The organism is Streptomyces sp. NPDC005266 (assembly GCF_040607655.1).
In the GTDB taxonomy this organism is placed as follows: Bacteria; Actinomycetota; Actinomycetes; order Streptomycetales; family Streptomycetaceae; genus Streptomyces.
Genome location: NZ_JBEXHC010000007.1, coordinates 168,905 through 189,413 on the forward strand (window position 1 = coordinate 168,905; position 20,509 = coordinate 189,413).

General features: G+C 71.5%; 16 protein-coding genes and 1 pseudogene. 4 read left to right on the plus strand and 13 right to left on the minus strand.

Annotated features, from left to right (window positions below; all coding sequences use genetic code 11):
* Positions 1-4 precede the first annotated feature (4 nt).
* The gene (locus ABZU99_RS16400) at positions 5-1,447 is read right to left on the minus strand and encodes a serine/threonine-protein kinase (protein ID WP_355950204.1); all 1,443 of its coding nucleotides are present in this window, start codon (positions 1,445-1,447) and stop codon (positions 5-7) included.
* A gap of 104 nt (positions 1,448-1,551) precedes the next feature.
* On the opposite strand from ABZU99_RS16400, the gene ABZU99_RS16405 reads away from it, so the two are divergent.
* Positions 1,552-2,196 (plus strand): lipoprotein, encoded by a 645-nt coding sequence (locus ABZU99_RS16405; RefSeq protein WP_356045831.1) that lies wholly within the window; start codon positions 1,552-1,554, stop codon positions 2,194-2,196.
* 317 nt (positions 2,197-2,513) lie between these two features.
* On the opposite strand, the gene ABZU99_RS16410 is transcribed toward ABZU99_RS16405, so the two are convergent.
* The 4 genes from ABZU99_RS16410 to ABZU99_RS16425 form a co-directional block, all read right to left on the minus strand.
* A complete protein-coding gene (locus ABZU99_RS16410) occupies positions 2,514-3,167 on the minus strand; it encodes a response regulator transcription factor (RefSeq protein WP_356045829.1) in 654 nt (217 codons plus the stop codon).
* A gap of 170 nt (positions 3,168-3,337) precedes the next feature.
* Positions 3,338-4,618, minus strand: a complete 1,281-nt coding sequence (locus ABZU99_RS16415) for a PspC domain-containing protein (RefSeq protein WP_355950191.1) — start codon at positions 4,616-4,618, stop codon at positions 3,338-3,340.
* Positions 4,619-4,812: 194 nt separating this feature from the next.
* Entirely contained in the window at positions 4,813-5,034 is a 222-nt protein-coding gene (locus ABZU99_RS16420; RefSeq protein ID WP_355950188.1) for a hypothetical protein, read from the minus strand.
* A complete protein-coding gene (locus tag ABZU99_RS16425) occupies positions 5,031-6,329 on the minus strand; it encodes a PspC domain-containing protein (RefSeq protein ID WP_355950185.1) in 1,299 nt (432 codons plus the stop codon). The genes ABZU99_RS16420 and ABZU99_RS16425 overlap by 4 nt, the downstream gene beginning before the upstream one ends.
* Positions 6,330-6,504: 175 nt before the next feature.
* Between ABZU99_RS16425 and ABZU99_RS16430 the strand changes: the two genes are divergently transcribed.
* Positions 6,505-8,181 (plus strand): protein kinase, encoded by a 1,677-nt coding sequence (locus ABZU99_RS16430; RefSeq protein WP_355950182.1) that lies wholly within the window; start codon positions 6,505-6,507, stop codon positions 8,179-8,181.
* A gap of 88 nt (positions 8,182-8,269) precedes the next feature.
* On the opposite strand, the gene ABZU99_RS16435 is transcribed toward ABZU99_RS16430, so the two are convergent.
* From ABZU99_RS16435 to guaA, 6 genes are all read right to left on the minus strand, one after another.
* A complete protein-coding gene (locus ABZU99_RS16435) occupies positions 8,270-8,839 on the minus strand; it encodes a DoxX family protein (protein WP_355950179.1) in 570 nt (189 codons plus the stop codon).
* A 176-nt stretch (positions 8,840-9,015) separates the two neighbouring features.
* The gene (locus ABZU99_RS16440; RefSeq protein WP_356045826.1) at positions 9,016-10,302 is read right to left on the minus strand and encodes a hypothetical protein; all 1,287 of its coding nucleotides are present in this window, start codon (positions 10,300-10,302) and stop codon (positions 9,016-9,018) included.
* Positions 10,303-10,413: 111 nt separating this feature from the next.
* Positions 10,414-11,205, minus strand: coding sequence for a class II aldolase/adducin family protein (locus tag ABZU99_RS16445; protein ID WP_356045866.1), 792 nt, complete (start codon positions 11,203-11,205; stop codon positions 10,414-10,416).
* A 123-nt stretch (positions 11,206-11,328) separates the two neighbouring features.
* Positions 11,329-11,925 carry a Uma2 family endonuclease gene (locus ABZU99_RS16450; RefSeq protein ID WP_355950176.1) on the minus strand — a complete coding sequence of 199 codons (597 nt, stop codon included), beginning with the start codon at positions 11,923-11,925 and terminating at the stop codon, positions 11,329-11,331.
* A 106-nt stretch (positions 11,926-12,031) separates the two neighbouring features.
* A complete protein-coding gene (locus ABZU99_RS16455) occupies positions 12,032-12,634 on the minus strand; it encodes a Uma2 family endonuclease (RefSeq protein ID WP_355950173.1) in 603 nt (200 codons plus the stop codon).
* A gap of 120 nt (positions 12,635-12,754) precedes the next feature.
* Positions 12,755-14,341 (minus strand): glutamine-hydrolyzing GMP synthase, encoded by a 1,587-nt coding sequence (gene guaA, locus ABZU99_RS16460; protein WP_355950171.1) that lies wholly within the window; start codon positions 14,339-14,341, stop codon positions 12,755-12,757.
* 259 nt (positions 14,342-14,600) lie between these two features.
* On the opposite strand from guaA, the pseudogene ABZU99_RS16465 reads away from it, so the two are divergent.
* Together ABZU99_RS16465 and ABZU99_RS16470 are read left to right on the plus strand one after the other, a co-directional pair.
* Positions 14,601-14,882: pseudogene (locus tag ABZU99_RS16465) on the plus strand (chorismate mutase); the annotation flags it as partial.
* Between the two features lie 779 nt (positions 14,883-15,661).
* Positions 15,662-16,702, plus strand: a complete 1,041-nt coding sequence (locus ABZU99_RS16470) for an LAETG motif-containing sortase-dependent surface protein (RefSeq protein WP_355950168.1) — start codon at positions 15,662-15,664, stop codon at positions 16,700-16,702.
* A 175-nt stretch (positions 16,703-16,877) separates the two neighbouring features.
* On the opposite strand, the gene ABZU99_RS16475 is transcribed toward ABZU99_RS16470, so the two are convergent.
* Positions 16,878-18,749 carry a GMC family oxidoreductase gene (locus tag ABZU99_RS16475; protein WP_356045823.1) on the minus strand — a complete coding sequence of 624 codons (1,872 nt, stop codon included), beginning with the start codon at positions 18,747-18,749 and terminating at the stop codon, positions 16,878-16,880.
* Positions 18,750-18,774: 25 nt separating this feature from the next.
* A complete protein-coding gene (locus tag ABZU99_RS16480; protein ID WP_356045821.1) occupies positions 18,775-20,412 on the minus strand; it encodes a succinic semialdehyde dehydrogenase in 1,638 nt (545 codons plus the stop codon).
* Positions 20,413-20,509: the final 97 nt, after the last annotated feature.

A 20,509-nucleotide genomic window follows, 5' to 3' on the forward strand; every position in this document is an offset into this window, starting at 1 on the left:
GCGCTCAACGACCGGCGGTGTGACGGTAGTAATCGACCGTGACGGTGACCGTGTAGTCGCCGGAGTCGGTGTCCCGGACGTCGATGACGGCGACATCGCCCGTACTGCGGTCGCGCACGCAGAACCACTGCCCGGCGGGGGCCTGCGAGAAGTGCACGGTCGCCCGCAGCGGCGGGCGCGCGGCGATCTGGTCGGCGCAGCGCTCGGGGGTGACCTTCCGCTTGCCCGATACGTACGCGTCCGTCGTGCCCTGAAGCTCGAAGGCGCCCTTGCCGTCGCCGCCACTGTTGGTGCTCAGCGACCACCGTGCGTCGTCCTTGACGACCTTGCCGCCCGGGAGGTCGATGGCGTGGTCGTAGTCGGGGAGGCTGAGCGTCCGGTCGCGGTATCCGGCGATGTACGCGGAGCCGCCGTCCGCGCCGCCGCACCTGTTCGCGGTCAGGGCGACGGCGACCGCCACGGCGGCCACGCCGAGCCCGGCGGGGATGCCGACGCGGCGGCGTTCGCGGGTGCGGGGGCCGGGCCGGGCGGGGGTGCGGCCGTGGATCCGGGAGGCGAGGGGTTCCGGCAGCCAGCCGCGGCGGGGGCGGTGGTCACCGCATGCCTCGATGATCTGCGCCACGGTGGGGCGTTCGGCGGGCTCCTTGCGTAAGCAGGACGCGATCAGCTCGGTCAGCCCCGCGTCACCGCACTCCAGGGCGGTGGGGTCGGGCTCGCCGTGAAGGACGCGATACAGGACCTCGCTCGGCGGGCCATTGCCGAACGGCGCCACACCGGTGGCCACATAGGCCAGCAGACACCCGAGCGAGAAGACATCGGTGGCGGGGGTCAGCGGGTGGCCCCCAGCCTGTTCGGGGGCCATAAAGCCGACCGTGCCCAGAGGGACGCCGGTGGCCGTGAGGCGGGTCGCGTCGACCGCCGCCGCGATGCCGAAGTCGATGACCTTGGGGCCGTCGGTGTCCAGCAGCACATTGCCGGGCTTGAGGTCGCGGTGGATCACACCGGCGGCATGGATGGCCCCCAGCGCCTCCGCGATACCCGCCGCCAATGCCCGTACGACGGGCGGCGGCAGCGGTCCCGCCCTCCTCACAGTGTCATCCAGCGAGGGCCCGGCGATATAGGTCGTGGCCAGCCACGGCCGCTCGGCCTGCGCGTCCGCGTCCACGACGGCCGGGGTGTACGCGCCCTGTACCCGGCGGGCGGCGGCCACCTCCGCCGCGAAGCGGCGGCGGAACTCCGGCTGCGCCGCGAGATCCGACCGTACGAGCTTCACGGCGACCGGGCGCCCGCCCCGCGACACCCCCAGGTACACCCGCCCCATGCCCCCGGCCCCCAGCCGTCCGGCCAGCCGGAACGGGCCTACGCGGGGCGGATCTCCGTCGGCCAGCGGCGCGGCGGAAGCCGTCACTCCAGCGGTAAGGGATGACTCGTCGTCAGCTATCCCCATGCCTCGTCATTGTTCGCGCCATGCCATGGAGCGTCAATGACGGCTATCGGTTAAGCTGCGGCGAATTTTCGAACGTTCGTGCACGTGAGTAGGGGAAAACCGACATGCGGCGTGTGGGTGGGGTTGTCGTGGGGGCGGCGGTCGCTGTGGCGATGCTGACGGGATGCTCGTCGGAGACGGGCGGGAACGACAAGAAGAGCGGCAAGAGGGACGTCAAGGCGGGCGCCACCGCAAAGGAGGCAGCCCCGGCCCGCACCCTCGGCGCCAAGGGCACGGCGTGCGAGCTGCCGGTGCGGTTCGAGCTGGAGACGTCCTGGAAGCCGAAGGCCGTGGACATGCCCGCGGACAAGGAACTCGCCGCCCTCGGCCAGCAGGGGCCCGTCACCCTCGTCTGCGAGATCGACGCCAAGCCCGCCGGCCACATCGGCTTCCTGCGCGTCTGGACCGGCACCAAGGGCGCGGCGGCCGAGGGCGGCACGCCGACGGCCCTGCTGAAGGCATTCATGGCCGACTCGGACGACTCCCCGAGCGGGGTGAAGTACCGCGAGATCAAGGCCGGTGACCTGCCCGCCGCGGAGGTCACGTACACCGCCAAGGCCCTCGACGACACCAAGCGCGAGCGCGCCCTGGCCGTCATGACCCCGCAGGGCGGCCTCGTCCTCCACCTGGGTGGACTCGACACGGAAGAGCACGAGGCGATGCTGCCGGCGTACGAGCGGGCCAAGCGGACGATGACCCACGGCGCCTAGCCGTTGGGGCGCCGACCCCGGGGCCTTGGGGCCCCGGGCCCCGGGCTGGGCTGCGTCGCCGTCGCCGGGCCGGTGGGGGTGTTGAGGCATCGGCCGTGGACGCGGGCGCGGGACGCGGCGCCGTCCGGCGGGCCGGGGTCCCATCCCTACCGGGGCGGGCGCGGACGGCAGCACGCCGGCCCCCACCGCCCGGTGGACGGCAGCGCGCCAGCCCCCACCGCCCGGTGGACGGCAGCGCGACCCGCGCCCGCCCCACCCCCAACCGATGCTCCAGCCCACCGCAACCGAGACGAACGCCGCCGCCTCCCGAACCGGCCTCAGACCAGGCGCCGGGCCGTCGCCCAGCGGGTGAGCTCATGACGGTTGGAGAGCTGCAGCTTGCGCAGGACCGCCGAGACATGGCTCTCGACCGTCTTCACCGAGATGAACAGCTGCTTCGCGATCTCCTTATAGGCGTAGCCGCGCGCGATAAGGCGCAGCACCTCGCGCTCGCGCTGAGTGAGGCGGTCCAGGTCCTCGTCCACGGGCGGGGCGTCGGTGGAGGCGAAGGCGTCGAGCACGAAACCGGCCAGCCGGGGCGAGAAGACCGCGTCGCCGTCCGCGACGCGGAAGATCGCGTCGACCAGGTCGGTGCCGGTGATGGTCTTGGTGACATAGCCGCGGGCGCCGCCGCGGATGACCCCGATGACGTCCTCGGCGGCGTCCGAGACGGACAGCGCGAGGAAGCGCACCGGGCGGTCGGCGTCGGACATCATCGAGGCGCTGCGGCGCAGCACCTCGACGCCTCCGCCGCCGGGGAGGTGGACATCGAGCAGCACGACCTCGGGGCGGGTCGCGGAGATCACGGTGACCGCCTGGTCGACGTCGGCGGCCTCGCCGACCACCTCCACGCCGGTGCGGACCGTGTCGCCGATCTCGGCCTGCACGCCGGTGCGGAACATGCGGTGGTCGTCCACGAGCACGACCCGCACGCGCCGCCCCTGTGCGTTGTCGTCGGCGCCCGAGCTCGTCGCGCCGGACGCAGCCGTACCGCCCGGCGCGCCACCAACCACACCCGCACCAGCCCCCGCGCCGAACGCAGCGGCGCCCCCGGTCGCGGCGGCCGCGCCGCGACCGCTCCTCGCACCCGCACCGGAACCCGTCATGTCCTCGCCGCCCTCTCCATCTCCAGCTCCACTTCCGTGCCCCCGTCCGGCGCCGATCTGAGCCGGGCCGTGCCGCCGTTCCGCTGCATTCTGCCGATGATGGACTCGCGGACGCCCATCCGATCCTCCGGCACCGCGTCCACGTCGAAGCCGGGGCCCCGGTCGCGCACGGAGATGAACACCGTGGCCCCCTCGACCTCGGCGAAGACCTGCACGGCCCCGCCCTCGCCACCGTACTTGGCGGCGTTGACCATGGCCTCGCGCGCCGCCTGGATCTGGGCGCTCAGTCCTTCGTCCAGTGGGCAGTCGCCGACGACCACGACCTCGATCGGGACGCCGTGGTAGTCCTCGACCTCCGCCGCGGTCTTCTTCACGGCCTCGGCAAGGGTGTCCGGCTCGTCGGCCTCGTCCTTGCCGGTGCCCTCCGGCTTGTAGAGCCAGGCGCGCAGCTCCCGTTCCTGCGCGCGGGCGAGCCGGGCCACCTCGCGGGGGTCCTCGGCGCTGCGCTGGATCAGGGTGAGGGTGTGCAGCACGGAGTCATGGACGTGGGCGGCCACCTCCGCCCGCTCCTGCGCGCGGATGCGCATCAGCCGTTCCTCGGAGAGGTCCTGGGTCATCCGCACCACATACGGGCCGACGAGCAGCGCGATACCGACCAGGACGGCGAGGGCCGCCTGCAGGACCGCTCCCAGGTGCTTGGCCGAGCCCTGGAGGACGACGATGCCGGAGACACCGGCCCCCACCAGGACCACTCCCGCCGCGGCGCGGGCCAGCGGCAGGACCCGCTTGCTGCGGCTGAGCTCGACCCACTGGGCGCGGCGGACGTTGTCCGCCTGCCGCCAGAAGAGGGCGACGCCCGCGCCGATGAGGAGCAGCGGCCAGATGTAGGTGTTGGCCCGCCCTAGCTGGAAGCCCTGGACGAAGATGGTCATCGCGATGAGAAGGGCCAGGAGCGCGAACACCTGGCCCTTGTCGGGTCTGCGGGCCAGGATCCGGCGCCGGCCGTCGGGGCCGACGGCGGTGAGAGGGCGGGCGGTCGTCGTCTCCACGCCCCCGACGCCGAGAGGGACGATGAACCAGAAGAGGGCGTAGACGAGGGCCCCGAACCCCTCGGCCATGAACAGGCCGATGAACACGATCCGCACCCAGGAGACCGGAACCCCGAGGTGGCCCGCGAGACCCCGCGCCACGCCGCCCAGCAGACGGCCCTCGGCGCTGCGGTAGAGCTTGCGCGGGAGTGGCTCGGGGCGGTCGGCGGGGGGCACGGCGGCGGTCATGGAACCGATGGTCACACGGCGCGCGGGGCCGGGGCATCAGGGTCGCCCCTGATGGTTCCCCGACCGCTGGGCCCAGGCGGGCGCAGGCAGGCCGGGGGGCCAGGCAGGCCCAGGCAGGGTCAGGCGGCCCAGGCGGGTGCAGGCGGGCCCAGGCAGGGTCAGGTTGGTTTCCCGACCGCTGGGCTCGGGCGGGGTCAGGTCGGCTCGGGGTCCGTGGCGCGACGGGCACGGCGACGGGCCCGGTAGGTAAGGGCCGAGACGAGCCCCGACACGCACAAGCCGCCCAGCACCACGGCGAGCAGCACCAGCGGACGGACGTCCCACTGGCCGGACGCGTCCATCCCGTACGCGAGCGCCGCGCCCAGCACCACCAGCCCGGCCAGTAGCCTGCCCGGCTCGAACGCATGCCGCCTCATGACCGCACCACCTCCACCTGTCCCACTCCGATGTCCAGATTCAGCGACACCGTCCCGCGGGCCGTGCGACCGCCCGCCGGGTCCAGGGTCAGCTTCCGCTCCTGGCCCGGCTTGAGGTCGATGTCGTCCTTCCCCTCGCCCGGCAGCCGGATGTCCCCGAGCCCGAGGTCGATGGTCAGCTTCACCCGAGCGTCTGGCGGCACTGTGACCGCCAGCTTGCCCGCGCCCACGCTGACCCGGGTGGAGACGGTCTGGTCCGGCTTCAGCGGCAGCCGGTCCAGCTTCAGCCGGCCGACGCCCGTGCCCAGCTCGTAGAACCCACGCACCTCCCCCGCCGAGGTCGGCTCCCAGGTGCGCCGCGCCCACTCCGTGGTGACGGACTCCGGCAGCGCCGCCGCGCCCGCCAGCAGCACACACGTCAGAACGGCGAGCACCACGGTGCCGGGGCCGGTGCGGCCGTAGCGGGAGCTGATCACCATGGCCAGCCCGAAGACGCCCAACGCGCACGCCAGCCCGACCTCCAGGCTGGTGCCGAGGGGGTGGGAGGACCACGCCGCCCGGGCCCCGATCGCGGCGGCGGCGACGGCCACCACGAACGTCCAGCCGCCGAACGATCCACGGTCCCGCACCCGGCAGGACCGCCCGGCCCGCGCCGCGTCGTCGGACGGGTCGTACGGCCCGTCGTCGGGCCCCCACAGATAGCCGGTTTCCGCGCCGACGGGCCCGGTCGTGCCGTCCTTGACGATCGGGTCCCGCCACCAGGAGGGGCCCGGACCGCCGCGCGTGGGCGGGGCCTTGGCCTCGGGCGGCGCGTCCGCGACCGCCTGGGCGGTGGCCGGGTCCACGGCGCCGACGCTCTCCACCTGACGGCGGTGGTGCGACCAGTAGCCCGCGCCGGCCGCCGCGGTGGACAGCATTTCCGCGAAGAACATCACGCTGCCGTTGTTGAGCATCGACAGGAACAGCCCGCAGCCGACCAGGGCCACGAGCACCGCCGTCAGCGCCGGCCCCTCGACACGCCCGGAGAGCAGCCTGCGCCCCTCGTTCTCCTCCTCGCCGTGGAGCGGGACCAGCAGCCAGAAGAACCCGTACACGATCAGGCCGAGACCGCCCGTGACGGCGAGGACCGACAGCACCACCCGGAAGATCACCGGATCCACATCGCAATAGCGGCCGAGACCCCCGCACACCCCCGAGATCACCTTATGGTCACGACTTCGCCGCAACGGCGGCTGTGGTGGGCGGGAACCGGCGGCGCCTTCGGCCTCGTCCGCCACCGTGGGTGCATCGGTCATGCGTCCATGGTGACAAGACGGCGGGGCCCGGCGGCATCCGGCACAACCCTGGGGATTCCCTGAGATCGTCCCCGAGGCCCCGGCGGCTATCGTGGCGGGTCGATACGTATGCGGCACGCGGCGACGTACGCAGCGGCGAAAGGCTGCCGGGCCGGGGGAGCGGGAGGGGAACGCGGTGTCAGACGTGAAGCGGCTGATAGCCGGGCGCTACCGGCTGGTCGAGCAGATCGGCCGCGGCGGCATGGGCGTCGTATGGCGTGCCGAGGACGAACTGCTGGGCCGCCAGGTCGCGGTCAAGCAACTGCATGTCTCGCCGCACCTCAGCGACGACGAGCTGACGACGCTGCACGAGCGCACCCGCCGCGAGGCACGCAGCGCGGCCCGGATCACCCACCCCAACGTGGTCGTGGTCCATGACGTCGTGGACGACCAGGGGTTGCCGTGCATCGTCATGGAGTACGTGCCCTCGACGACGCTCGCCGACCTCCTCAAGGGGGGCGGGACGATCTCCCCCGAGGAGGCCGCCCGCATCGGCCGCGGCATGATCGCCGCCCTGCGCGCGGCCCACGCGGCCGGGGTACTGCACCGCGACGTCAAGCCCGGCAATGTGCTGCTCGGCCACGAAGGCCGGGTCGTGCTCACCGACTTCGGCATCGCGATGGCCACCGGCACCTCGACACTGACCAAGACCGGCGAGGTCGTCGGCTCCATCGACTACATCGCGCCCGAGCGGGTCAGGGGCCGCAGACCCGGCCCCGCGTCCGATCTGTGGGCGCTGGGGGCGACGCTCTATCAGGCGCTGGAGGGGCGGGCGCCGTTCCGTAAGGCGACGGCGATCGAGACCGGTTACGCCATCGCCGTCGACCCCCTCGACCCGCCCAGGCGGGCGGGCGCGCTGGCCCCGCTGATCGAGAGCCTGCTCGCCAAGGAGCCGGAGCTGCGGCCGACGGCCGAGGAGACGGAACGCGCGTTGCGGGTACCGGCGTCGGAGGCCGAGACGAGGGCGCAGTCGATGCCGCGCTTCACGGAGACGCTGAGCCTGACGCGGCAGCATCCGCAGCCGGCGCCCGCGATCCCGCCCATGCCCACCGCCGCGTCCGCTTCCGCGACACATGTGCCCGCGACTCCGGTGGTGCACGAGGCCGAGCCTGAGCCCGCCTCCGTGCCGAACCCGGACACAGCGCCCACGCCCACGGCGAAACGGGGCCGCAAGCCCCAGTGGACGGCCGCCGGGGCCGCGCTGGCCGTCGTGGCCGTAACGACCGGCGTCTACCTCTACGGCCTCGACAACGACGGCCACAAGGGCGACATGGGGCGGCAGTCGGCGGCGAAGCCGTCGCAGTCCGCGCCGAAGCCGTCCGCCACGCCCCCGTACACCCCGCCGCCGGTCCCCGCCGGATACCACATGGTCGAGGAGAAGGACTTCGGCATCTCCTTCCCCATCCCGGACAGCTGGAGCCGGCAGGCCGACTCCGACCCCGGGGGCACGGTCGACCGCACCCAGGAGGTCCGCTACCTCGACCCCACGCAGATGGCCCGGCTGACCATCAACGTCCTGGACTTCGCGCAGGCCGATCAGGTCAGGCACTTGACGGACGTCGAGGCGGATGTGAAGAAGCTCTACCCGGTGTACGAGCGGACGCGTCTGCAGGGGACGAAGTTCCGGGGACAGCCGGCAGCGGTGTGGGAGTTCAAGTTCAAGGGCCAGGCACGGTGGTTCCGGGCGATCGACCTCGCGTTCGGCGAGGAGGGCGGCAAGGAGTACGCGATCTACCTGAGCGCACCGGCCGAGCAGTGGGACGAGTACCGGCCGATCTTCGACAAGGTGCGGGACGGCCTGCGGCTGCCGTAGGGCACCGCCGACCCTGCGGCAGGGCTATCCGAAGAGCTGCGAGCCCTGCCTGCGGCTGCCGTAGGGCACCGCCGACCCTGCGGCAGGGCTATCCGAAGAGCTGCGAGCCCTGCCTGCGGCGCCGCTTGGAGAAGGCCACGTCCAGGGACAGATACGGCGCGCCCGCCAGCACCAGGGGGATCCAGGCCGCCAGATAGGCCAGGTCGTTGCCGTAGTAGTACGGATCCGACTGCCAGCTGATCGTCAGCCACAGGCTCAGCGAGATCAACGCGCCGCCGAAGGCGGCCGCCCGGGAGAGCAGGCCGACGAGCGTGCCGAGGCCGACGGCGAGTTCGCCGTAGGCCATGGCGTAGCCGAAAGCGGTGGGGTCCTTGAGGGCCTGGTCGATCAGCCACGGGACAGCCGAGCCGTCCCGCACCTGGCGCATCAGCTCACCGATCGAGCCCACGCCCGAGTCGGCGAGGAAGGCCGAGTCGGTGAGCTTGTCGATGCCCGCGTAGATGAAGGTGACGCCGAGGAACAGGCGCAGCGGAAGCAGCGCGTAGTGGGAGGCCGTGGCCCGTACCCCGGTGGGCTGGCCGCCGAGGCCGCCCACGCCGTTCACACTGCCGCCGCTGCCCGTGGTACCCGCCCCGGCCATTCGATCCGCATGCCTCATGACGCCCGCCTCTCCCATTGCCCACTCAACAAACCATACGAACGGCAGGACGGGAATGACTCAGGCGTTCAGGCGAGGACGTTCACCGAGGACGCTCAGCCGAGGACGTTCACCGAGGACGCTCAGCCGAGGACGTTCACCGAGGACGCTCAGTCGAGGACGTTCACCGAGGACGCTCAGTCGAGGACGTCGATCGGGTATCGGTTGGTCTCGGCGCCCGACGCCGTCACCACCTGCACCTCGACCCGGCCCGGTTCCACATCCACCGGCACGGGCACCGTCAGCGCCGTGTCCGTCGGGTTGCTGAAGCCCCCGGCGACCGGGACCAAGGGGACATGGACGTGCACCGCGCCGATGCGGACGACCATCTTGGCGAGCCGGTCGGGGTCCTGCGCGCCCGGGGGCACGAAGCCGCTGCCGCGGATCTCGATGTCGTCGCCGGTGCGGATCGGGGCGTCGCGGTCGAAGCCGCCCTCCTCGGGGCGGACCCGTACAACGGACAGCACGGTGGGGCGGCCGCCTTCCGCGTACTTGCCCGTCAGATACATGATCACCGAGACGATGGCCAACAGGGCCAGGCCCCACGGAACATCGGGCAGCCGCCACGGCTCGCGCCCCAGCCGCACCGCGGCGAAGGCGAGGGCCACCGTGTGGACGATGACGTACTGCGTGTCGGCGAAGCTGCCGCGGCCCGCGTCATCGGTGAGGAGGTCGGCGGCGCGCGGCCGCACGGCCCGGACCTTCTGCAGCCGCTGGGCCCGCACCCGGGCCGCCACGACGAGCCGGGCCAGCACGGCGGCCACACAGGTGAGCGCGGCGACGGTGAGCAGCCCGGCGGCGCGGCCGAGGGCGAGCCCGTCGGCCAGCCGCGTGCGGTCATCAGGGGCCGCGGCCAGTTCGACGCCCAGGACGAGCACCGAGAAGACCGCCAGCAGCAGCCAGGCGGCGGCGACGGTGCGGGAGGTGGAGAGGCGGTTGTCCTCGCCGACGAGCGGGGCGAGCGGGCCGCCGTTGTCGTGGTGGAGCCGGGCGGCGAGGGTCAGCAGCCCGGCGGTGACGGCGGCGGCGGCGAGCCCGGCCGTCCGCGCGACCGACCAGCCCGCGCCGATCGCCGTCGCCAACTGCCCGATCAGCAGAACCCCGACGGCGCCCCACACCACGAACAGCGTGCGTCGCCACACCCTGTCGCGCCATGCCGAGGTCTCGGCCCGGCCGCTGTCGACGACCGTACTGGCCGCGTGCGCCAGTTCGTCCGAGACCCACTGCCGGGACGCCCCCGCGGAGTGGGCCAGAGCCGCTGGAAGGCCCTCTCCCGCCGCGAAACGCTCGCGCATGGCCACGAACGCGGCCACGGCCCTTCGATGGCCCTCACGGGCGCCCTGGGGGCATGCACAGCCCGTATGGCCGGGACCGTGCGGGTGCCCTTCCGTCGTCGTGGCGTCTTGCGCCGTCTCCACCGCCACGAGGGTCGCTCCGTCGTTCGCTCGTTCCGGTGCGGCACCGCCGTTCGATCCGCCCGGCACCGCGCCAACTGACATGTGTTGAGAGGGGATTGTGCCGTACGGCGGAGGGTCTCAGCTCAGCAGGTCCGGCGCATCGCGGGTGATCTGCAGGTACAGAGGTTGATAGTTGATCCAGGCCACAAGATCGTTTCCTAGCTGCTCATGGGTCCGCGTGGCGCTCTCCCCATCGATGAGGACCGGCTTGCCCGCCGCCTTCGCGGCCAGCTGCGTCTGGCACGCCCGCTCCAACATGAGGAACCACCACGCGGCCGCGTCGACCGAGTCCCCGACCGTCAGCAGACCGCGATTGCGCAGGATGAGGGCCTTGTGCCCGCCGAGCGCGGCGGCGATCCGGCGCCCCTCCTCCTCGTCCACGACGACGCCCGTGGCGCCGTCGTGGAGCGCGTGATCCCCGAAGAAGGCGCAGACCTCCTGGGTGATCGGCTCCAGCGGCTCACCGAGCGTGGAGAAGGTGCGGCCGTGGACCGAGCGGCTGTGCGCGACCGCCACGACATCCGGACGGGCCCGATGCACGGAAGAGTGAACGACAAAGGCCGCCTGGTTGACGTGGTAGCGGCCCTCGACCACCTGACCCGCCTCATTGACCATGATCAGATCGCTGACGGTGATGTGGCCGAACGGCATCCCGAAGGGGTTCACCCAGAAGCAGTCCGTGAACTCCGGGTCCCGCGCGGTGATGTGCCCCGCGACCCCCTCCTCGTAGCCGTACCGACCGAAAAGCCGCAGAGCCGCGGCCAGCCGCTCCTTGCGATAGCGCCGCTCCGCGTCATGGGAGGTGTGATGCGGCGGCATGGTGATGGCCAGCTGGTCGGTCGGTATCGGCTCGGGCGTCTGCCGGGGCATCGGCATCGGGCTCGTCATCGGCGCGCTCCAGTCCTCGGGGGTGCCTCGGGGGTGCCTCAGGGTGCTGGGACCGGAAGCTACCTCTGGGTATCGCGGGAGGCCAGAGCCCAGGCCGGTCGTCCGCTACAGGTCGTCGACCTCGGTGAGGTCGATGTCGATGGTGAAGGGGACGGAGAGCTTGAGGTGATCGTGGTGAATGCCGGTGAGTCCATAGGCGTCGGTGGTCTCGTCCAGCTCGAAGACGTGAACAACCGGTCGTCCGTCCTCGGCTCGCTCCACCCGCCAGAAGTGCCGGATGCCCGCCTCGGCGTACAGCTGCGGCTTGCGCTTGCGGTCGCGCACTGCCGAGTCCGGGGACACCACCTCCACCGCGAGCTCGACGTCCTTCGCCTCGTAACGCGACTCCTCGGTACTGGTCGCCGCCTCGGCCCGGATGACGAAAAGATCCGGTTCCGGCGCCTGCCGCTCGTTGATGACCACGTTCATCTCCCTCCGGACCCGCAGGTCACCGGGGACTGTTCTGCGCAGACCGGATTCCAGCAGCCACATCACCAGGCAGTGAAAACTCCGCTGCGGACTCACGAAAACCAGACTCCCGTCGATCAGCTCGGTATGCGGCGGGAGATCAGGCAGACGGAACAAGTCGTCCACGGTGTAGCCGTCCGGCGGCGGCACCGGCCACGACGCGGCGGACGTGGTGGGCAGCGGCTCAGCGGTCATGGTTCCTCCCATGGACGGGATTCTTGGCCGTACGGTCAGCGTACCCAGCGGAAACGACGACGCCGCCACCCAAACGCATGAGCGACGGCGTCAGCGTTGACGATCGTCAGGGCCGACGGCGATTGATCGCGGTGAGGTCGATCTGGATCGGGAACGGGAGAGTGAGGGTCAGCTTGTCGTGGTAGATGCCGGTGGGGTGGTAGGCCTTCGTGGCGGAGTCGAGTTCGTAGACGTAGACGACGGGGAGTGCGCCATCCTCCTCCACACGCCAGAAGTGCGGGACACCCGCCTGCGCGTATTTGCGCGGCTTGACCTCGCGGTCGCGCTCCTTGGAGTCCGGCGACACGACTTCGACAGCCAGGACGATGTCTTCCGCCCTGTACCAGGTGTCGTGAGGCCCGGCGTCCGCGCCTTCCCGGAAGACCACGACATCGGGTTCCAGACGGTTCTTGTCGTCCAGCTTGACCGCCATCTCACGGTCCACGTCCAGATGGTCCGGTGCCTGCTCAAGCAGGGCGTTGTCCAGGAGCCGCATCGTGCGCGTGTGAAACCTGGTCTGCGGGCTCACGAGGACGAGGCTCCCGTCGATCAGCTCCGTGTGCGGAGGAAGATTCGGAAGCCGGTCGAGGTCGTCCGCCGTCCAGCCACCCTGCGGCGGGCGGGCCCACTCGTACCGCTCATCCAGCCCGTACTCGTGTGCGGCGCTCATGGTTGCTCCCATGCGACGGAGTCTCGCCTCTGCGGTCAGAGTACCCAGCGGAAACGACGACGCCGCCGCCCGGACGAATGAGCGACGGCGTCGGCGTTGACGATCAGGAGCGGGGTGCGGTCACTCCCACTCGATGGTGCCGGGCGGCTTGCTGGTGACGTCCAGGACCACCCGGTTCACCTCGTCCACCTCGTTGGTGATGCGGGTCGAGATCCGCGACAGCACGTCGTACGGCAGTCGCGACCAGTCCGCCGTCATCGCGTCCTCCGAGGAGACCGGGCGCAGCACGATCGGGTGGCCGTAGGTGCGGCCGTCGCCCTGGACGCCGACCGAGCGGACGTCCGCGAGCAGGACCACCGGGCACTGCCAGATGTCACGGTCGAGACCGGCGGCGGTGAGCTCCTCGCGGGCGATGGCGTCGGCCTCGCGCAGCAGGTCCAGGCGCTCCTTGGTGACCTCGCCGACGATGCGGATGCCCAGACCCGGACCCGGGAAGGGCTGGCGGTGGACGATCTCGTCCGGCAGGCCGAGCTCCTGGCCGACCATGCGGACCTCGTCCTTGAACAGCCGGCGCAGCGGCTCGACGAGCTTGAACTCGATGTCGTCCGGCAGCCCGCCCACATTGTGGTGGGACTTGATGTTGGCGGTGCCGGTGCCGCCGCCGGACTCGACGACGTCCGGGTACAGGGTGCCCTGGACCAGGAACTCCACGTCCTCGCCGGCCGCGCCCGCCTCGGCCACCAGCTCGGCCTGAGCCTGCTCGAAGACCCGGATGAACTCCCGGCCGATGATCTTCCGCTTCTCCTCGGGGTCGGAGACCCCGGCCAGCGCGGCCAGGAACCGCTCCTCGGCCTCGACCACCTTCAGCTGAACGCCGGTGGCCGCCACGAAGTCCTTCTCCACCTGCTCCGACTCGCCCTTGCGCATCAGGCCGTGGTCGACGTACACGCAGGTCAGCTGGGAACCGATGGCCTTCTGGACGAGGGCGGCGGCGACGGCGGAGTCCACGCCGCCGGACAGCCCGCAGATCGCACGCTTGGTGCCGATCTGCTCACGGATCGCGGCCACGGTCTCGTCCACCACATTGGTGGTGGTCCAGGTCGGCTCAAGGCCGGCGCCCCGGTAGAGGAAGTGCTCCAGCACCTGCTGGCCGTAGGTGGAGTGCATCACCTCGGGGTGGTGCTGCACGCCGTACAGCTTGCGCTCGTCGCACTCGAAAGCCGCGACCGGCACGACGTCGGTGGACGCGGTGACGGTGAAGCCCTCGGGCGCCGCCGAGCAGGCGTCTCCGTGGGACATCCACACCTGCTGCTCGTCGGGGGTGCCCGCGAAGAGCGTCGAGCCCGGCTTGGTGACGGTCAGCGCCGTACGGCCGTACTCACGCGCGCCGGTGTTGTCGACACTGCCGCCGAGCGTGGTGGCCATCAGCTGGAAGCCGTAGCACATGCCGAAGACCGGGATCCCGGCCTCGAACAGCGAGCGGTCGAGGGTGGGCGCGCCCTCCGCGTAGACCGACGACGGACCACCGGAGAGGATGATCGCCTTCGGCTTCTTGGCGAGCATCTCCGCCACCGGCATGGTGGACGGAACGATCTCGCTGTAGACCCGGGCCTCACGGACCCTACGGGCGATGAGCTGGGCGTACTGCGCGCCGAAGTCGACGACCAGCACGGTGTCGGGGGCGGCAGCAGGGGACGCTGATGGCACTTCGGCGGCCTTCCGGCGGTGGTTTGCGGTGGAACTGGAGGGTTGGACTTTCGATTCTAACGGGCTCATAATCGACGCCATGTCCACGCGCATGACTTTCGTCTTTACCTATGGCACCGGCCCGTCCGGCTGCCATGGTCGCGCTGCGTAACCGACAGCGACTCCCCAGGCGCCCCGGGCCGGTCAAGGCCCGGGGCGCTCTGTCTTTCTCCTCCGGGCTCCCGCCGGGTTTCGGGGCTCCGTCACCACAAACCGACAGACCAGGAGACAGACAGAGATGAGCAGCACCGACGTCCGCAGCGCCGATGTGATCAGCGGCGCGCGGGAGCAGATCGACGACCTGGACGGACGGATCCTGGATCTCGTACGGGAGCGGATGGCCGTCTCGGCCTCCATCCAGGAGGCGCGTATCGCCGCCGGGGGGCGGCGGGTGCACCTCTCCCGCGAGATGGAGATCCTCGACCGCTACCGGCAGGGGCTCGGCAAGCCCGGCACGACCCTCGCCATGACGCTGCTGGAGCTGTGCCGGGGCCGGGCCTGAGTTGTTGCGGCACGACGGTACGCCGCCGGGTCGCCGGATATGCCCGGTGTCGTCACCCGTACGCCACGTGACCGGCCCCTGAGCGTCCTCGTTGAGCCCGGTGCCGCACCAGCCAGGAGCGGCCCGGAAAATGCACGCGTGGCTCAGATCCGCCGAGGCGATGAGACGCGACCCCTGCGGTGATTCAGGCGGTGCGCGTCGTGGGACCTCGCCTCGGCGAGGTGACCGGTCGGCAGGGGACAGCAGCCCGGTCACCACCTCAAGGACGGTCGGTCCCGGGGACGCCTGGGGCCGACCGTATCCGGTCGAAACGGTTGCGCCCGATGCTCCGCATCCACCACGATGCAGACAGGGAAAACGCCCCGCCTCCCCTTCCCGCCATTGGTTCGACCACGCGGGCGTACGCCCCTGATATCCCCTGATCAACCCCCATGTAGCTGGGTCCCGAGCCAGCGGCGCAACCCCCCGGCGCCGCCTCTCAGCACCGGCGCTGCCCTGACGCCGGTGCTGACCGCCTAGGGCCCCGGAGGCGCCCGCCCCGCTCGGGCGCCCCCGGGGCCCTTCGCTCGTCTTCGGCCGGTCTCCTTCGACCGGTCCCCGGGGCGCCGATGTGGCGCAGTGGATCCTGTGACCATTCTGTGAGCAAACGTGAAGGCAACCTTTCGGCCACTGGGTTGGTCATGTACGTGCAAACGCACGGCCATCCCGCGCCCCCACCGCGACGGCCTTCCACACGCACGACGCTCCACAGCGGCGTGTACGGACCAAAAGAGGTCTTCATGAAGCTTCGCCGCGCACTGGCGGTCGCCGCAGCCACGGCCGCCATAGCCCCTGCCGCGATCCTCGCGGCGCCCGCTGCCTTCGCGAGTGACGAGACGCCCGCTCCGACGCCGTCCGTTACCGAGACCGAGAGCACCCCTCCGACCTCGGAGCCGACGGACGAGGCCACCGAGACGGCCGAGCCGACCGATGAGCCGACCGACGAGCCCACGGACGAGGCCACCGAGACGGCCGAGCCGACCGATGAGCCCACGGACGAGCCGACGGACGAGCCCACGGACGAGCCGACCGACAAGCCCACCACCCCGGCCCCGACCGACGAGCCCACCGGCGAGCCGGGCGAGTGCACCGACAACGGTGACTACAACGAGGACGCCGATCTCTCCACCACCCTCGTCGGCCTGCCGTCGAAGGTCGTGGCCGGAAGTGGTTTCCACGGCTTCGAGTACCAGGTCAAGAATGACTCGGACCGCACCTACCAGCGGGTCGACTTCGGCGTGTTCGCCGGCACCGCGCACGAGAACGCGCCCGACGGCACGGGCAAGTACCTGACCCTGCAGTACAAGGACCCCGAGTCCGGCGCGTGGAAGAACATTTCCACCGACGAGAACGACCCGGGCGCGGGCTACATCGGCTACACCGATGTCCGTCCGCACGAGACGCTCACCGTCGACCTCCGCCTGAGTGTCGCCAGCAGCGCGCCCGATGGCTTCGGTTACGCCCTCAGCATCGGCGTGTACGCGGACGACGAGGGCAACTGCGTCTTCTCGACCGGTGAGTACTACGAGTTCGACGTGCTGAAGGCGGGCTCCGAGCCGGGCAAGGTCCCGCCGGCCGAGCCGAAGCCGCAGGGTGGCAAGAAGCCGCTGCCGCACAAGCCGGAGGGCAACACGGAGATCAGCCCGAAGGGCAGCCTCGCCGAGACGGGTTCCTCCTCCGCGCTGCCGACCATCGCCGTGATCGGCGGCGTGGCCATGGTCGCGGGCGGGGGCGCGGTGTACATCGTCCGTCGTCGTCGCACCGGCGGCGCCGCCGCGTAACGGCCTGACGGCCGACGCGCAGGCGTAGGCAGCCGCGTCGAAGGGGCCGCTCCCGGCACGGGAGCGGCCCCTTCTTGGCGTCGGGCGGTGGCGGACGTCAGCTCTCGGGGTTCTTGGTGGCGGCCGGTGGCGGACGTCAGCCCTCGGGGTTCTTGGTGGCGGGCGGTGGCGGACGTCAGCTCTCGGGGGCGGCCGGGGGTACCACCGGCACCGGGAGCAGGGGCAGCTTCAGCGCCCCGAAGGCGTCCGCCGGGACCGCCGGGGCGGTCGGCTCGATGGGCTGGAGGCGTTCGTACGCCGCGCCCTGGGCGGGGCGGGGGTCGGCCTCGCCCTTGTTGGGCCACAGCGACATGGCGCGTTCCGCCTGGGCCGTGATCGTCAGGGACGGGTTGACGCCCAGGTTGGCCGAGACGGCCGCTCCGTCGACCACATGGATGCCCGGGTGGCCGTACAGCCGGTGGTACGGGTCGATGACGCCGTCCTCGGGGGAGGCTCCGATCGGGCAGCCGCCGAGGAAGTGGGCGGTCAGCGGGGTGCCCATCAGCTCGCCGACGTTTGATCCGGGGAAGCCGTTGACGGAGTCGGCGATATGACGGGCGGCCTCGGCGCCTTCGGGGATGTGGTCGGGGTTGGGTTCGCCGTGGCCCTGGCGGGCGGTGAGGAGCCCCTTCCCCAGGCCCTTCGGCTTGCGGTAGGTGGTCAGCGAGTTGTCGTGGGTCTGCATGACGAGGCCGATGATGGTGCGCTCGGACCAGCGGCGGTTGGACAGGGAGCGCAGGGTCAAGGTGGGGTGCCGGAGGCTGTTGCCGAGGAAGCGCAGCCAGCGCGGCACGCGCTCGCCGTGGGGGACCTGGAGGATGGAGAGCATGCCCATCGCGTTGGAGCCCTTGCCGTAGCGGACGGGCTCGATGTGGGTGTTCGCGTCGGGGTGGATGGACGAGGTGATCGCGACGCCCCGGGTGAAGTCGGCCCGCTCCGCTCCCCCGGCCGTCGCGCGGCGGTAGCGGCGGTCGGTGGTCTGCGCGCCCACCAGCGCCTCGGAGTTGGTACGGGTGAGCATGCCGAGCCGGTCCGAGAGGCGCGGCAGCAGGGCGTTGTCCCGCATGGTGTGCAGCAGCGTCTGGGTGCCGTACGTCCCGGCGGCGAGGACGACGTACCGGGCCCGCAGGGACGCCGGCTCGCCCTTGCGCCGGTTGTCGGTCGGGACGGTGGTGACCTGATAGCCGCCGCGCGGATCGTCGCTCAGGGCGACGACGGTCGTCATGGGGTGGACGACGGCACCGGCCTTCTCGGCGAGGTGGAGATAGTTCTCGTTGAGGGTGTTCTTGGCGCCGTGGCGGCAGCCGGTCATGCACTCGCCGCATTCGGTGCACGCCGTGCGGGACGGGCCCGCGCCGCCGAAGTAGGGGTCGGGGACGGTCTGCCCCGGCTTGGCCGCGGCCTTCCCATCGGCATCCGCATCGTCACCGTCTCCGAAGAAGACCCCCACGGGCGCCATATGGAAGGTGTCCCCCACCCCCATCTTCTCGGCAGCGGCCTTGAGGTGCACATCGGAGGGGGTGAGCGTCGGGTTGAGGCGCGCCCCGAGCATCCGCCGCGCCTGGTCGTAGTACGGCCGCAACTCCTCCTGCCAGTCGGTGATGCGGCCCCACTGCGGATCCCGGAAGAACGGCTCGGGCGGCACGTACAGCGTGTTGGCGTAGTTGAGCGAACCGCCCCCGACCCCGGCGCCCGCCAGCACCATGACCTTGCCGAGGACATGGATGCGCTGAATGCCGAAGAGGCCGAGGGCCGGGGCCCAGAGGTAGTTGCGGAGGTCCCAGGAGTTCTTGGGCAGGGTCTCGCGGGTGAAGCGGCGGCCGGCCTCCAGGACGCCGACGCGATAGCCCTTCTCGGTCAGCCGTAGCGCCGATACGGACCCGCCGAAGCCCGACCCGATCACGATGACGTCATAGTCGAACTCGTCGCACTGGTCGAGGTCCGCGCCATCGTCGGCCTGATTCTGCCGGTCCTGTTCCTGGTTTTGGGCGCACGTGTCCCCTGACATGGGTACCTCCGTCAGAATGTGCTGGTCAGCGCAGGCGCAGTGCCTTCATGGCGCGCAGGCTGCGGGTCATGAAGGCCGCGTACTTCTCGTCGGTCATGCCGAACGACGGGCCCAGCGGCAGCAGCCGCTGGTGAGCGACCGTCTGCCCTTCGGTGAACTTGAGAATGCCCTCGGAGCCATGGCGGCGGCCGAGCCCGGAGTCGCCCATGCCGCCCATGGGAGAGCCGACGCTGGCGTAGGCGGCGGCGTAGCTCTCGTTGACGTTGACGGTCCCGGCGCGCAGCCGGGCGGCGATCGCCCGGCCGCGCCGGCCGTCCTTGGTCCAGACGCTGGCGTTCAGGCCGTACTGGGTTGCGTTGGCGCGCTCCACCGCGTCGTCCTCGCCGGTGAAGCGGTAGAGGGAGACGACCGGGCCGAAGGTCTCCTCGGCGCAGACGGCCATCGGCGACTCAACGTTGTCGAGGATCGTCGGCTCGTAGAAGTACGGGCCGATGTCCGGGCGGGGGCGGCCACCCGCGAGCACCGTGGCGCCCTTGGAGACGGCCTCTTCCACATGGCGGGAGACGGTGTCCAGTTGCGTCTGCGAGACGAGCGAGCCCATCTCGGCGCCGTAGGCGAGGGTCGCGCCCAGCCGCATCGCCTTCGTCCGGGCGACGAAGCGCTCGATGAAGGCTTCGGCGATCGACTCGTGGACGTACAGCCGCTCGATGGAGATGCACAGCTGCCCGGCGGAGGCGAAGCAGCCGCGCACCGCGCCGTCGACCGCCTTGTCGAGGTCGGCGTCGCTCAGTACCAGCATGGCGTTCTTGCCGCCGAGTTCGAGGGAGCAGCCCACCAGGCGGGCGGCGGCGGCCTGGGCCACACCGCGCCCGGTGCGGGTGGAGCCGGTGAACGAGACGTAATCGGCGTGCTCGACGACGGCGGGGCCGACGACCGGGCCCTCACCGAGCACGACCTGCCACACCCCGGCCGGCATTCCGGCCTCCAGCATCAGCTCGCGCGCCCACAGGGCGGTCAGCGCGGTCTCGGTGTCGGGCTTCATGACGACCGCGTTGCCCGCGACAAAGGCGGGGATGGCATCGGAAACGGAGAGTTCCAGGGGGTAGTTCCACGGCACGATCTGGCCGATCACCCCGCGCGGCTGGCGCAGTTCGGTGACCTTGGTGAGGGTCGGTACGACGCCGAGGCGGGACTTGGGGCGCAGATAGGCATGCGCCTTACGGCCGTAATGGCGGGCGGCGACGAGGACGCCCTGTATCTCCTCATGGGCGTGCAGCCGGGTCTTGCCGGTCTCCAGCTGGATCAGGTCCAGAACCTCCGACTGGCGGCGCGCCACCAGATCGTGGAAGCGGAGCAGGACGGCGGCGCGGCTGCGGACCGGGGTCGCCGCCCAGGCGCGCTGGGCCTCGCGGGCCTGCGCGAAGGCCGTGGCCACGTCCTCGGGCGTCGACTCGGGCAGGGCGGCGGTGAGCACCTCCCCGGTGAACGGGGTGTGGCTGACGGTGGTGCCACTGCCCACGACGTCCCGGGCGAGCCGGGCCACCAGCTCGGGGGTGACGACATCGGCCGCGGTGCGGGGGGATTCGGGGGCGACCGGGTTGCCGTCGGCGGGGGCCGCCGCCGTGCCGCCACGTGCGCTGGTGCTGTCGTGCGTCTCCGTCATGCGGCTGAGGGTAGGCGGCAGCCGCCCGTTTGGGTACCCATCAGTAACTCGCCTTCACCGCTCACACACAATCGCGCCAGCGAACGCTGGCGCGACT